Origin of the sequence: Bradyrhizobium daqingense (assembly GCF_021044685.1) — a bacterium.
In the GTDB taxonomy this organism is placed as follows: domain Bacteria; phylum Pseudomonadota; class Alphaproteobacteria; order Rhizobiales; family Xanthobacteraceae; genus Bradyrhizobium; species Bradyrhizobium daqingense.
Map to the genome: position 1 here is coordinate 6,672,540 of NZ_CP088014.1, position 13,349 is coordinate 6,685,888.

Annotated in this window: 12 protein-coding genes; all 12 read left to right on the forward strand. The window is 64.9% G+C overall.

Translation table 11 applies throughout. From position 1 onward, the window contains the following. Nucleotides 1–3: 3 nt before the first annotated feature. Nucleotides 4–1,200 carry a LegC family aminotransferase gene (locus LPJ38_RS31910; protein WP_231088461.1) on the forward strand — a complete coding sequence of 399 codons (1,197 nt, stop codon included), beginning with the start codon at nt 4–6 and terminating at the stop codon, nt 1,198–1,200. Then, entirely contained in the window at nt 1,193–2,362 is a 1,170-nt protein-coding gene (gene neuC / locus LPJ38_RS31915; RefSeq protein WP_145628985.1) for a UDP-N-acetylglucosamine 2-epimerase, read from the forward strand. The genes LPJ38_RS31910 and neuC overlap by 8 nt, the downstream gene beginning before the upstream one ends. Continuing rightward, a complete protein-coding gene (gene neuB / locus LPJ38_RS31920; RefSeq protein ID WP_145628988.1) occupies nt 2,359–3,426 on the forward strand; it encodes an N-acetylneuraminate synthase in 1,068 nt (355 codons plus the stop codon). Before neuC ends, neuB begins: the two co-directional genes overlap by 4 nt. Then, nucleotides 3,423–4,421 carry a methionyl-tRNA formyltransferase gene (locus tag LPJ38_RS31925; protein ID WP_145628990.1) on the forward strand — a complete coding sequence of 333 codons (999 nt, stop codon included), beginning with the start codon at nt 3,423–3,425 and terminating at the stop codon, nt 4,419–4,421. Before neuB ends, LPJ38_RS31925 begins: the two co-directional genes overlap by 4 nt. 84 nt (nt 4,422–4,505) lie before the next feature. Next, the gene (locus tag LPJ38_RS31930) at nt 4,506–5,552 is read left to right on the forward strand and encodes a nucleotidyltransferase family protein (RefSeq protein WP_145628992.1); all 1,047 of its coding nucleotides are present in this window, start codon (nt 4,506–4,508) and stop codon (nt 5,550–5,552) included. After that, a complete protein-coding gene (locus LPJ38_RS31935) occupies nt 5,549–6,457 on the forward strand; it encodes a Gfo/Idh/MocA family protein (RefSeq protein ID WP_145628994.1) in 909 nt (302 codons plus the stop codon). The genes LPJ38_RS31930 and LPJ38_RS31935 overlap by 4 nt, the downstream gene beginning before the upstream one ends. After that, on the forward strand, nt 6,454–7,170 hold the full coding sequence (locus tag LPJ38_RS31940) for an acylneuraminate cytidylyltransferase family protein (protein WP_145628996.1): 717 nt from the start codon (nt 6,454–6,456) through the stop codon (nt 7,168–7,170). The genes LPJ38_RS31935 and LPJ38_RS31940 overlap by 4 nt, the downstream gene beginning before the upstream one ends. After that, the gene (locus LPJ38_RS31945; RefSeq protein WP_145628998.1) at nt 7,167–7,988 is read left to right on the forward strand and encodes an SDR family oxidoreductase; all 822 of its coding nucleotides are present in this window, start codon (nt 7,167–7,169) and stop codon (nt 7,986–7,988) included. The genes LPJ38_RS31940 and LPJ38_RS31945 overlap by 4 nt, the downstream gene beginning before the upstream one ends. Before the next feature lie 13 nt (nt 7,989–8,001). Further along, nucleotides 8,002–9,537, forward strand: a complete 1,536-nt coding sequence (locus LPJ38_RS31950) for a lipopolysaccharide biosynthesis protein (protein WP_145628999.1) — start codon at nt 8,002–8,004, stop codon at nt 9,535–9,537. Nucleotides 9,538–9,599: 62 nt separating this feature from the next. Continuing rightward, complete coding sequence (locus LPJ38_RS31955; protein WP_145629001.1) at nt 9,600–10,526, forward strand: phytanoyl-CoA dioxygenase family protein; 927 nt, start codon at nt 9,600–9,602, stop codon at nt 10,524–10,526. Nucleotides 10,527–10,551: 25 nt separating this feature from the next. After that, nucleotides 10,552–11,940, forward strand: coding sequence for a surface carbohydrate biosynthesis protein (locus LPJ38_RS31960; RefSeq protein ID WP_167520259.1), 1,389 nt, complete (start codon nt 10,552–10,554; stop codon nt 11,938–11,940). Between the two features lie 4 nt (nt 11,941–11,944). Further along, nucleotides 11,945–13,348 (forward strand): capsular polysaccharide export protein, LipB/KpsS family, encoded by a 1,404-nt coding sequence (locus LPJ38_RS31965; RefSeq protein ID WP_145629003.1) that lies wholly within the window; start codon nt 11,945–11,947, stop codon nt 13,346–13,348. Nucleotide 13,349: the final 1 nt, after the last annotated feature.

A 13,349-nucleotide genomic window follows, 5' to 3' on the forward strand; every position in this document is an offset into this window, starting at 1 on the left:
GTGGTGGACAGTTCCGGGACCAGAGTGGACCTCGAGCCAAAAACGATCGTCGATGCCGTGCGCCGTGCGGTCGGAACGCCGAACGGAATGCTCGGTCTGCACGAACCAGTGTTTGCCGGCAACGAGGTCGCCTATCTCGAAGAGTGCATCAAGAGCACCTTCGTCTCCTCCGTCGGCCCGTTCGTCGACCGGTTCGAGCGCATGCTCGAAGAAGTCACCGGCACGAAGCGCGCAGTCGCCGTCGTCAATGGCACGGCCGCACTTCATGCCTGCTTCCGTCTCGCCGGCGTCGAGCCCGGCGACGAGGTCATCTCACCGGCACTGACCTTCATCGCGACGACCAATGCGATCGCCTATTGCGGGGCTGTGCCACACTTCGTCGACAGCTCGTTGGAAACGCTCGGCATGGACGCGCGTGCGCTCGCGGTGCGCCTCGAAGCCATCGCGCAAAAGACTGCGACCGGCACCATCAATCGCGAGACCGGCCGCCGCATCGCGGCGATTGCTCCGATGCACACGTTCGGGCATCCCGTTGATCTCGACGCGATCGCCGCCCTCGCGGACGAATGGAACATCGCGCTGGTGGAAGACGCCGCAGAATCACTGGGGTCGACCTATAAGGGCCACCCGGTCGGATCGCAGGCACGCCTCGCCGCGCTCAGCTTCAACGGCAACAAGATTGTCACGACGGGCGGCGGCGGCGCCATCCTCACCAATGACGAGGCGCTGGGCCGCCGCGCCAAGCATCTGACGACGACGGCAAAGCTGCCGCACAAATGGGCCTTCATCCACGACGAGGTCGGCTATAATTACCGCCTGCCCAATCTGAACGCCGCGCTCGGCTGCGCGCAACTCGAGCAGCTCGACGGGTTCATGGCGAGCAAGCGCAAGCTCGCTGCCGTCTATGAGCGCGCCTTCGCGCACATTCCCGGGGTGCGCTTCTCGCGGGAGCCGAAGGACACCACGAGCAACTACTGGCTGAATGCGATCCTGCTCGACGAGGCCCATGCCGGCCGGCGCGACGAGGTGCTCGCCGCGCTGAACGATGCCGGTTTCGGCGCGCGACCGGCCTGGACGCTGATGCACCGCTTGCCGATGTTCGCGCAGAGCCCCCGCGGCGACCTTTCGACCGCCGAATCGATCGAGCGCCGCCTGATCAACCTTCCCTCCAGCGCCAGCATCCGGGCCCGCGATGAGTGAACCACGCCGCAAGATCTGCTTCGTCACGGGCAGCCGCGCCGATTTCGGCCTCATCATCTGGCCGATGCGGGCGGTCCGCGAAACGCCCTGCTTGAGTCTCCAGCTCATTGCCACCGGCATGCATTTGTCGCCCGAGTTCGGCTACACCATCGACAACATCCGCGCCGAAGGATTCGACGTCGACGAGAGCGTCGAGACATTGCTATCGAGCGATTCCGGCGTCGGCGTTGCCAAATCGGTCGGGTTGGGCGTCATCGGATTTGCCGACGCGTTCGCCCGGCTGAAGCCGGACCTCGTCGTCGTGCTCGGTGATCGTTACGAGACGTTTGCGGCGGCCCAGGCAGCGATGTTCCTGCGGCTGCCGATGGCGCATCTGTTCGGCGGTGACGTCACCGAGGGCGCGATCGACGAGGCCATCCGCCACGCCATCACCAAGATGGCGCATCTGCATTTCGCCACCAACGCCGACTCGGCGCGGCGCCTGACCCAGCTCGGCGAGGATCCGGCGCGCGTCTTCACCGTCGGCTCGCCCGGCATCGATTCGATCAAGCGCCTCAAGCTGATGGATCGCGAGACCATCGGCCGAGAGGTCGGAATGACGCTCGGCAAGCGCAACGTCCTGGTCACGTTCCATCCCGTCACGGTCGAGATGGACCGCTCCGTCGGTGCGCTGGAAGAGTTGTTCGCATCGCTCGCCGCACTCGATCCGGAGTTCAGCCTGTTCTTCACCCTTGCGAATGCCGATGCGGAAGGCCGCGCGCTCAACGAGCGGATCAGGACTTTCGTGGCCGGCCGAACCAACGCCATCGCAGTCGCCTCGCTCGGCCAGCTTCGCTACATCAGCCTGATGAACCAGGCCGATGTCGTCGTCGGCAATTCGTCGAGCGGCATCTATGAGGCCCCCTCGCTGAACGTTCCGACCGTCGATATCGGCGACCGCCAGAAGGGACGGGAGCGCGCCGCTTCCGTATTCCACGCCGCGCCCGACCGCGCGTCCATCTCGCAAGCGATCGCGCAGGCGCTTGCGCGCGGACGGCAGCCGACGGTCAGCCCCTACGGCGACGGCGAGACCAGCCGCCGCGTCGCCGACAAGATTGCGTCCATTCCCGACTTCGGCGCGCTGCTGAAGAAGGGCTTTTATGACGGCGAGGCCGCGACATGACGCGCACACTCGTCATCGCCGAAGCCGGCGTCAATCATTCCGGAAGTCTGGAGACTGCCCTCGCCTTGGTCGATGCGGCCGCCGATGCCGGCGCCGACATCGTCAAATTCCAGACCTTCAACGCCAACTCGCTCGCCGGCAAGAGCGCACGCAAGGCAGATTACCAGCAGCGCACGACGGACGCAGCCGAGAGCCAGCAGGCGATGCTGAAGCGGCTCGAACTGCCGCATGCGGCGCATCCGCCACTGATCGCCCGCGCCAGGGAGCGCGGCATCGAGTTCCTGTCGACGCCGTTCGATCATCAGTCGCTGAACTTCCTGCTCACCCTCGGCCTGCCGCGGATCAAGATCGGCTCGGGCGACCTCACCAACGCGCCGCTGCTGCATGCGATCGCGCGCGCGAACATGCCGCTGATCCTGTCGACCGGCATGGCCACGCTGATCGAGGTCGAGGAGGCGCTGGGCGTGCTCGCGCACGGTTACGGCTACAACAACGCGTCACCGAGCCTTGCCGCCTTCCACGCCGCATGGCGCGACGGCGAAGCCCGCAGACGATTAAGTGAACGGGTCAGCCTGCTTCACTGCACGACGGAATATCCCTGCCCGCCCGAGGACGTGAATCTCGCCGCGATGCTGACGATGCGGACCGCCTTCCAGCTTCCCGTGGGCTATTCCGACCATACCGACGGCATCGAGATCTCGCTGGCCGCGGTGGCGATGGGCGCCACCATCATCGAGAAGCATCTCACTCTCGACCGCAATGCCGAGGGGCCAGACCACGCAGCATCTCTCGAACCCGGCGATTTCAAGCGCATGGTCTCCGCCATCCGCCGCATCGAAGAGGCGCGTGGCGACGGCATCAAGACGCCAAGGAATTCCGAGATCAAGAACATCGACATCGCGCGCAAGAGCATCGTGGCCGCGCGCGCGCTAAAGCCGGGCGACGTGCTTGCACCCGAAGACCTCACCTGCAAGCGGCCGGGATCCGGCCGGCCGCCGATCGAATATTGGTCGCTGATCGGCACCACGGTCACTCGTCCTCATGACGAGGAAGACCCGCTATGAGGATCGGCTATTTCGGCGATGGGGTCTGGGCACAACGCGCTTTCGCCCGGCTGATCGAGGATCCGCACTACACCATCGCCTTCGTCGTCGTCCGCGCGTCGCGGCCCGATACGAAGCTTGTCGCGCTCGCCGAGGCCAAGGGTATTCCCGTGCTGAGCCCTGCGGCGGTCAACGCACCGGAGAGCCTTGCCGAGATTGCGGCATTTGCGGCCGAGCTTCACGTCTCGATGTCCTATGACCAGATTCTCCGCGAGACCATTCTAACGCTACCGCCCCGCGGCACGCTCAATTGTCACGCCGGCGCACTGCCGTTCTATCGCGGCCGCAATCCGCTGACCTGGGCGCTGATCAATGGCGAAACCGAGTTCGGCATCACGGTGCACTGGGTCGATCTCGGCATCGATACCGGCGACATCGTCCGCCAGATCAAGGTGCCGATCTCCGCGACCGACACCTATGCAACGCTCCTCGAAACGGCCGAGACGCTTTGCGCCGATACGCTCATCGATGCGATCTCCGACGTCTATCACGGCAGCGACAAGCGCATCGCGCAGTCGACGATCGATCCCGTCGGCCTTTACTGCTGCCGCCGCAGGGAGGGCGACGAGGAGATCGACTGGACCTGGAGCAGTGCCGCGCTCGAGCGCTTCGTTCGCGCCCTGGTGCCGCCCGGCCCCGGCGCACGCACGATGGGGAAGGACGGGTCCTATGCCGTCCTCGCGGCCGAGCTGATCCCGGCCGCCCGATCCTATATCGGCGCACCGGGCGAGGTCATCGGCAGGGACGGTGGCGGCATCCTGGTCAAGACCGGCGACAGCTTCATTCGGATCACGCGCTGGGCGCCGGTCGGAACTGATGGCAGCCTCGGCGCGGCACTCGTTCCGGCCGCCGCGCGTGGCAGCCGCCTCGGCCGAAACCTCACGGCCGCGCTGGCGCAGGCCGAGGCGAAATTGGCGGCCCTGGAGACGAAACTGGGGCTCGGTCGCGGGGATTGACGTCCCCCTTCGCAGCCGCGATATAGCTGCTTTCTGATCGGGCGAGCGCCGTCAAGTGCGCAGCCGCCCGCGAGGTCCATCACCATGAAGTCCTGGCAAAAAGCCATCGTTGGAACGGAAGCCACGGTGAGCGAGGCCATTGCCGCCATCGAGAGCGGCAGCATCCAGATCGCGCTGGTCCTCGACAACGGCAGACTCGCCGGGATCGTCACCGACGGCGATATCAGGCGCGGACTGTTGCGCGGTATCCCGCTGACGGGCCGGGCCACCGACATGATGAACGCCAACCCGGTCTCGGCTTCCGTCACGCTGCCCCGCGACGAACGCCTGCGCCTGATGCGGCAGAGATCGATCAAGCAGCTTCCGCTGCTCGATGCCAACGGCCATGTCATCGGTGTCGAGACCTTTGACGAGTTGCTCGAAGCGCCGCGATACGAAAATCCCGTGCTGATCATGGCCGGAGGTCTTGGCGAGCGCCTGGGCGTGCTGACGCGTGAAATGCCGAAGCCGATGCTTCATGTCGGTGGCCGGCCATTGCTCGAGACCATCGTACGCAACTTCGTCCAGCAGGGCTTCCGGAACATCTTCATCTCGGTGAATTACAAGGCCGAGCTGATCCAGAACCATTTCGGCGACGGCGCCAGCTTCGGCGCGGCGATCCGCTACGTCCATGAAGCCCAGCGCCTCGGCACTGCAGGCGCGCTCGGATTGTTGCCCTCAACGCCCGACCTGCCCCTCGTCGTGACCAATGGCGACATCCTGACGACCATCAATTACGGCGCGCTGGTCGACTTCCACAATGCAACGCCGGCCGATGCGACGATGGCCGTGCGTGAGCACAAGGTCCACGTCCCCTATGGCGTCGTCACTGCAGCCGAAGGATATCTCCAGGTCATCAGGGAAAAGCCGACCGAGAGCTGGTTCGTGAGCGCCGGAATCTACGTCATCGGTCCCACCGTGTTCCGCCTCGTCGACCGCGGCGTCAAGATCGACATGCCAGCGGTCCTGGAACGTGTGGTCGCAAGCGAGGGCCGCGTCGCGGTGTATCCGATCCGGGAGTACTGGCTCGACATCGGCCGGGTCGAGGACTTCGAGCAGGCGCATGCCGAGTTTCACGAGGTCTTCCAGTGAGCGCGCGCACCGCGGTGGTCGCAGGCCTGGGCTCGATCGGAACGCGCCATGCGCGCATCCTCGCAGAGCTCGGCCTTGCGGTCTCCACGGTCAGCCGCCGCGGCGGCGGCGATCACCGCAGCATTGGCGAAGCACTTTCGCGTGGCCAGGTCGATTATGTCGTGATCGCCACCGAGACGGCACGGCACGTCGACGCCTTGCGCGAGCTTGCAGAGGCGGATTTTCGCGGGACCGTTCTGGTCGAAAAGCCGTTGCTCGCGAGGCCCGAGCCGCTGCCAGCCCTTCCCTTCGCCAAGCTGTTCGTCGCCTACAATCTGCGTTTCCATCCGGTGATGGCAGCGCTCGCCCGTCGGCTCGAGGGACGCTCCGCGATCACGGTCTCCGCCTATGTCGGACAAGACATCAGGGACTGGCGGCCCGGCCGCGACCACCGCGACACCGCCTCCTCGACGATTGCCGCCGGCGGTGGCGTGCTGCGCGACCTGAGCCATGAGCTCGATTATCTGCTCTGGCTGTTTGGGCCGTGGCAACGCGTGGCCGCGCTGGGCGGCGCGTCAGGCGCGCGCGATCTCGAGGTCGACGATCACCTTGCGCTGCTGATGGAGATGGAGCGGGCGCAGGTCGTGCAGGTTCATCTCGACTATCTCGACCGCGCCGGCCTGCGACGGATCCGCATCAATCTCGCAGACGAGACGATCGAAGCCGACCTCGTTGGTGGCGCCCTGATCGTCAATGGCACTGCCACGCCCTACGCGAGCGAGCGCGACGCGAGTTATCGGGCGATGCATCAAGCCGCGTTGAGCGGCAGCGCCCCGGTCTGTTCGCTCGCCGAAGGCATTGCGGTCATGGATCTGATCGGCGCGAGCGAGCGTGCCCTGCATTCGAAAAGCTGGATCTTCGCATGAGGCTGTTCTGCACGATGTGCGCGCGTGGCGGTTCGAAGGGCGTCGCCGGCAAGAACGGCCGCGTTCTTCTCGGCAAGCCGCTATTGGCCTGGAGCATTGCGCAGGCGCGCGAAACCGGCCTGTTCGCGACAATCGCCTTCAGCAGCGATTCCGATGCACTCCTGGATGCCGCGATGGATGCCGGCGCCGACCTCGCGGTCAAGCGCCCCGACGAGATGGCGAGCGACACCGCGCCGAAAATCCCGGCGATCCGGCACTGCCTCGAACAGGCGATGGCGCGAACCGGGCAGACCCCCGACATCTTCGTCGATCTCGACGTCACCTCGCCGCTGCGGCTAGCCTCCGACATCGTCGGAGCGGTGGAGCTGTTGCGTTCGTCCGGCGCACGCAGCGTCATCACCGGCGCCGCCGCCCGTCGCTCGCCCTATTTCAACCTGGTCGAGGAACGCCGCGACGGCACCGTGGGCCTGTCGAAGATCGCCGATCCGCCGATCGTGCGCCGCCAGGATAGCCCACGCTGCTTCGACATGAACGCGTCGATCTACGTCTGGAACGTCGCGGCTTTCCTGGAGGATTCGCGCGTGTTCTATCCGGACACCCGCCTGTTCGAGATGCCTGAAGAACGGTCGGTCGATATCGATTCCGAGATCGACTTCGCGCTGGTGGAACTGTTGCTCCGCAAGCAGCAGGCGCAGCAAGGGACATCATCATGACGACGAGCTTCAAGGCGCTGTTCGATCTCAAGGGACGGACCGCCGTCGTCACCGGCGGCTGCGGCATTCTCGGTCGCCGCTTCGCCGACGGCCTCGCCGAGTTCGGCGCCGATGTCGCGATCGTCGATCTCGATCAGGCCGCGACTGACACGGCGGCGTCCGACGTCGCCTCGCGCCATGCCGTCCGCGCCAAAGGCTATGCTTGCGACATCACCAATCCCGATACCATTCGCAACACGGCCGATGCGATCGAAGCCGACTTGGGGCCGGTCTCGATCCTCCTCAACAACGCCGCCAGCAAGACCAGCGACATCGACGCCTTCTTCGCGCCGGTTGAAAAATTCTCCCAGGAGACGTGGCGCGAGATCATGGCCGTCAATCTCGACGGCATGTTCAACGTCGCGCAGGTGTTCGGCGGCCGCATGGCCGAGCGCGGCTATGGCGCCATCGTGCAGACGGCTTCGATCTACGGATTGATGGCACCCGACCAGCGCATCTATGAGGGCTCCGAATATCTCGGCCGGGCCATCAACACGCCGGCGGTCTACACGGCGTCGAAAGCTGGTGTCATCGGCCTCACGAAACATCTCGCCACCTATTGGGCGGCAAAGGGCGTTCGCGTCAACACGCTCACCCCGGGCGGGGTCGAGAGCGGACAGAATGAAACCTTCAAGCAACGCTACGGTGCCCGCATTCCGCTCGGCCGGATGGCCCGGGCCGACGAGATGGTCGGGACGATGCTGTTGCTGGTGTCGGATGCAGCATCCTACGTGACCGGTCAGAATATCGCCGTCGATGGCGGCCTGAGCGCGTGGTGACCCGGTTCATGCCATGCTGAAGCGCCTCGTCCAGAATACCGTCGTCTCGGCGATCGTCTTCGGACTTGTCGCGATCCTTGGCGTCGTCGTCATTCCCGTCATCATCGGCACCTGGGGCGTTGCCGCGTTCGGATTGATCGTTCTCACCCGCCTTTTCCTACCCTCCGGCTTGATCGGTGTCATCGATTTCGGCCTCCCGGAAGTGACGACGCAAGTGGTGGCTCGCGCCAGGGAGCACCGCGACTGGGGCCTGGGCGGCAGTCAGATCGTGTTGCTGGCCGTGATTTCCCTGCTGCTGGGAATATTGGTGAGCCTCGTGATGTGGTGGACCGCACCGCTGATCGTCACCCTGTTCAAGGTCGAACCGGCTCACGCGGCGAGCTTCACCAACATGCTGCTGGCGACCGCTGCGAGCAACCTCGTGCTGTTCCCGGCCCTGATATGGGAAGGCATCGTCAAGGGTTTCGAGCGTTACGGGCTGCTGCGGCTTTGCGAGTTCCTGACGACTCTGCTCTATGTCGGCGCCACCATCCATGCTGCGCGATCCGGGCAACCCTACGAGGTGGTGACCTACTATTTCCTCGCCAGCGGCCTGTTGCGCGCGTTGATCCTGCTCGGTGCCTCGATCGCCGCGCTCAGCCGCACGCGGATCAAGCTGTCGGTGCCTGTGGCTGGGGTCAGCCGCGAGGTCATGACGCGCTGCATCCTGGTGATGCAGGGCAAGTTGATCGGCGGCATCATCGCGCCGATCCAGCCGTTTCTCATCGGCGCCTATATCGGCCCGCAGAGTGTAGGCATCTACGACACCTTGGTCAGAATTCCGCGGCTTGCCAAGGTGGTCGCGAGCTTGCTCATCTCGGCAATGCTCCCCGTGGTGAGCCGGCTCGATCAGCGCAACAGCCACCGGCAGTTCAACCGGTTCGGCGAGACCGGCGTCATGATGCTGCCGATCGTGACCGTGCCGCCCTTCGTCGCGGCCGCGGTGATGTCTCCTGCGATCATGCATCTCTGGATCGGTCCCCAGATCGCACCTTACGCGCACTGGATGGGCCTGATGTTCGTGGTCACGATGTGCTATCAATACGTGATCTTCGGCAACACACTCTTCATGACGCGCACCAAGGTTCAGCGGCGGTTGAACAGGCTGATGATGATCCATCTGCTGATCTGGGCGGTGGTCACCGCTGCGGGCGCTCATCTTCTGGCCGAGCGGGCCTTCATCCTCGGGCAGATCCTCGGAACTGCGGCGATCGTCCCCTGGCAGCTCCTGATCTTCGTCAGGGAACTCGAAATCGACTCCAGGCGGTTCTGGTTTGCGATCCTGAGCCATTGGGCGATCCTCGCGATCGCAGCGCTGCCCCTCGCCGCCATCCTGCATTTCACGCCTGAGCCGGGTATTCTCAGCTTGGCTGGGCTGATGGCCGTGTATTGCGCCGCGACATGGATCGCACAGTATTTTCTGGTTTTGAGCGAGGAGCAGCGCGGCCTGATCGGCACGCTCGGACGGACCTATTTCGGTCGAAAGGGGATCTCCCCGGCGGCACTTTAGGGTGGCAAAAGTGGGAGCCTTGAGGTTAAAGAGACCTGCTTTCCTGCGATCGGGCACACCGTATGACCACCATCGATGCCGGCGTGAAGACGCCGAAAAAGCAGAAGATCAGCCAGTTTCGTCGCCTCTTGTGGCACGTCAACCGGACTGATCTCGGCTGGCTCACCAAAGCGGCCCTGACTACCCTGCAGCCGGGCGCGCGAGCGAAGCGAGCCGCGCTGCTTGGCCAGCTTCCCTCAAAAGCAGAATGGAGCGAGGCAAGCCGGAATCTCGACCGGGACGGCTACGTCGACGTGTCCCAGCTGATGGATCGCAGCCTCGCGCAGGCCGTCGCTACGGTTGCTGACGACAAGGTGAGCCGGCTGAACGAGCTCTCCGATAAGCAGAAGCTCGGGCACAAGTCCTTCTGGGTCAGCCTGCTGGACGAGGACCTCGTCAACGGTGCCTTTGCGACCGACCATCCTTTCGTGCGTTACGCTTTGCAGCCGGCTGCACTGCGCATCATCGGCGACTTCATGCGCGACCTGCCGCAATTGTCGGACGTGCTGCTGACGTTGTCACAACCGACCCCGGACCAGGCGCTGAGCTACTCGCAGCTGTGGCATCTCGATCACGACGACAAGCGCGTCTGCAAACTCTTCATCTATCTGACGGACGTGCAGAACACGGCCGACGGTCCCTTCACCTTCATTCCGGCCGGTCCGTCCAAGCCGTTCCGCAACACGCTCAAGAGCCACATGAGCGACGCGCAGGTGTTCGCCAAGACCGGTCCTGACGCGGTCAAGGAGATGATCGCGCCCCGCCTGTCCGCCTTCATCGTCAACACGGCCCGCTGCCTGCACATGGGAAGCCGGATCCAATCGGATCACAGCCGGCTGCTCTATACGGCGACCTACATCCAGCAGCCGCGCATCTACCCCGAACCGCCGGCGCGCTTCCGCGCCGTCGGCACCCTGACGGAGCTCGAGCGCACCGTGATGCGGCTCTGACACGGATCTGCCGGGAGCTGACATCTTGCGCATAGGCCTGGTGGTCGATCACCCCAAGCGTGACCTGCCGGGGGCAGTCATGCTTGGTTATCAACTCGCCCGGCGCGGCGTCTCGGTCGCGCTGGTGCCGATGTACGAGCAGGCCGTCGATGTGCCGCGGCTCGGGCTGAACGCGCTGGTCGCCAACTATGCGCGCCCGGTCAATCTCGACCTGATGCGCAGCTTTGCCGGAGCCGGCCTCCCGCTGTATGTGCTCGACACCGAGGGCGGCGTGCTCGCGACGACGGGCGGCAATTCGCCGCCGGCGATGGCCGCACATATCAAGGCCAGCGGCTACGCCGACATCCTGACCGGCTATTTCTTCTGGGGCAGCCGGCTGCACGATGCCTTTCTGGCGGCCGGAACCATGAAGCCGGAGCAGCTTCATCTCACCGGATGCCCCCGCTTCGATTTCGCGGCAGCCCGCTGGCGCGCGCTGCTCGACGGCGAACCGCGCGGCTATCTGCTCGTCAACGCCAACTTCCCGCTGGTCAATTCGCGCTTTACGAGCACGCCGGGCGGCGAACGCGAGGCGATGGTACGGTCCGGCTGGGACGGCGCCTATGTCGATCGCTTCATCGCCGAACTGAAGCAGGTCTTCGCCAACTATCTCGCCGAGATCGGCCGGCTCGCCGCGGCGCGGCCGGACCGCAGCATTCTCGTGCGCCCGCACCCCTTCGAGAGCGAGGAGGTTTATCGCAACGCGCTCTCGCGCCATGCCAACGTCCGGATCGACGGCGCCGGCAGCGTGCTCGACCGCATCCGCAATGCGGTTGCGGTCGTCCATCTCAACTGCGGCACGGCCGTCGAATCGGTACTGCTCGGAAAGCTGCCGCTTCAGCTCGAATATTTGAACACGCCGACCACCGCCGGCCATGCCGCGCTGCCGGCGCGCGTAAGCCGGAAGGTCGCCTCGTTCGACGAGCTGCTTGGCGCCATCGATCACATCGAGCGCGAGACCGAGAGTTTCGATTTCGCGGGCGTTCACGCCGCCGATATCGAGGCCTTCTTCCATCTCAACGACGGGCAAGCCGCCGAGCGTGTCGCCGACGTTCTGACCGGCACAACGACTGCGCGCCGGCCCTACGTCTCGCTGCTTGCAACCGTGACGGGGACGCGCGCCAGGCCGAGCGTCGGCCAAATCGTCAAGGGCGCAGCCAGCGCGGCACTCGGCTCGGCCATCACCGAGCGGCTGCGGAGCCAATTCAATCCGGCCCGGCGTGACAAGCGGATCGAGCCTGCTCTCGTCGAGACCTTGCTTCATCGCATCGCAAGTCATGATCGCGCGAACCCGTCGCAGTTCACCGCTCAACGCGCGCGCTGCGTGACGACCGGGCTGCCGCTCGCGAGCATTGCGATCGAACACATTCGATAGAACCATGGCAACAGCAGCAAAGACCATTCTCATCACCACCCTGGCCGAATACCAGACCCGATTCTGGATTCCGGTCGCGCAGCGGCTGCGCATGGCGGGACACGACGTCGAGCTGCTTGCCTTCGACGATCGCAGCGCCGAAATGTCGGTCGCCGAAGGCGTGCCGGTGACGAACATGTATCGGGAGGGCCTCAAAGCCGGTCCTTCACCCGAGGATCGCAAGGCGTTCGATGCGCGCGTCTCCTCTTACGGTCTCGATGGAACCAACTTCCTGTTCAGCCACGAGCGCTTCACCTTCGGAATCAAGGACACGAGCGCGCTCCGCCGGCGCTTCATGATCTATGCCAACGCGATGGAAGCGGTGCTCGACCGGCTCGAGGCGCAGGACCGGCAGGCCGAACTGGTCCAGGAGCTCGGCGGCTTCCTATCCGTCATCGCAAGCTTCCACGCCGCAAGGCGCAGGGGCATCCGCAACTGGTTCATCGAGCCGTCGTTCTTCCGCGGCCGGATGTATTTCACGCCGAATAGCTTTTCCGCACCCGACGTGATGGCTGGGCCCGCGGACTCGGTGTCCGCCGAGGTGCGTGCCTATTTGGATGAGACGCTGACGCAGCGCGCGATCGTCATCCCCAAGAAAGATCAGCATCACTATTCGGCGGCATTCAAGAAGGTCCTCAATGTGCGCAATGCACATCGTCTCGCCGAGAAGCTCTGGGACCAGTTCGCCCTCGGAAAGCACCAGGAGTTCGGGCACAATCTGCGTCACGCCCGCGTGCACGCGGCAATGGCCCTCAACGCGACGCGGCTGCGCAAGCTCTACCGGCCGCTGCCCGAAGCTCCCTTCGTCTATTACCCCTTCCACGTTCCGGCCGACATGGCACTGACGCTGCGTTCGCCGGACTATCTCGATCAGGTCGCGACCGTCGATTTTCTGCTCCGCACGATCCCGGATTCGCATGTGCTCGTGGTCAAGGAACATCCCGCGCAGATTGGGGCGATCTCGGCCGCCCGCCTGTTCGAGCTCGCGGGCCGGTTCGACAATTTCGTGCTGCTGCCGCCGCAGACCAACAATTACACCGTGCTCAATCGCGCCGACGCCGTCGTCTCCGTCAACAGCAAGTCGGGCGCCGAAGCACTCCTGCTCGGCAAGCCGGTCGTGGTGATGGGCGATGCATTCTACCGTTCCTGCCCTCTTGTTTATGCGGTCGATCGTCTGGCCGACGTGCCCGCGCGGCTGCGCGAAGCGCTCGCTGGCGGAGCCTTCGATCCCGCGAGGGGTGCGCCCTATTTCGAGTCGGCCTGGCGCCGCTCTCATCCGGGCGAGCTCTATATCAGCGATCCCAAGCTGCTCGACACGTTTGCTGCCTCCTTGCGCGCGGCAATCTCCGAGCCGCCCAGCGCGAAGTGAA

What these genes read in the sequence shown, in the direction of transcription:
- neuB (WP_145628988.1), top strand. Translation starts at nt 2,359, where the DNA reads ATGACGCGCACACTCGTCATCGCCGAAGCCGGCGTCAATCATTCCGGA.
- neuC (WP_145628985.1), top strand. Translation starts at nt 1,193, where the DNA reads ATGAGTGAACCACGCCGCAAGATCTGCTTCGTCACGGGCAGCCGCGCC.
- LPJ38_RS31940 (WP_145628996.1), top strand. Translation starts at nt 6,454, where the DNA reads ATGAGGCTGTTCTGCACGATGTGCGCGCGTGGCGGTTCGAAGGGCGTC.
- LPJ38_RS31925 (WP_145628990.1), top strand. Translation starts at nt 3,423, where the DNA reads ATGAGGATCGGCTATTTCGGCGATGGGGTCTGGGCACAACGCGCTTTC.
- LPJ38_RS31950 (WP_145628999.1), top strand. Translation starts at nt 8,002, where the DNA reads ATGCTGAAGCGCCTCGTCCAGAATACCGTCGTCTCGGCGATCGTCTTC.
- LPJ38_RS31955 (WP_145629001.1), top strand. Translation starts at nt 9,600, where the DNA reads ATGACCACCATCGATGCCGGCGTGAAGACGCCGAAAAAGCAGAAGATC.
- LPJ38_RS31930 (WP_145628992.1), top strand. Translation starts at nt 4,506, where the DNA reads ATGAAGTCCTGGCAAAAAGCCATCGTTGGAACGGAAGCCACGGTGAGC.
- LPJ38_RS31945 (WP_145628998.1), top strand. Translation starts at nt 7,167, where the DNA reads ATGACGACGAGCTTCAAGGCGCTGTTCGATCTCAAGGGACGGACCGCC.
- LPJ38_RS31965 (WP_145629003.1), top strand. Translation starts at nt 11,945, where the DNA reads ATGGCAACAGCAGCAAAGACCATTCTCATCACCACCCTGGCCGAATAC.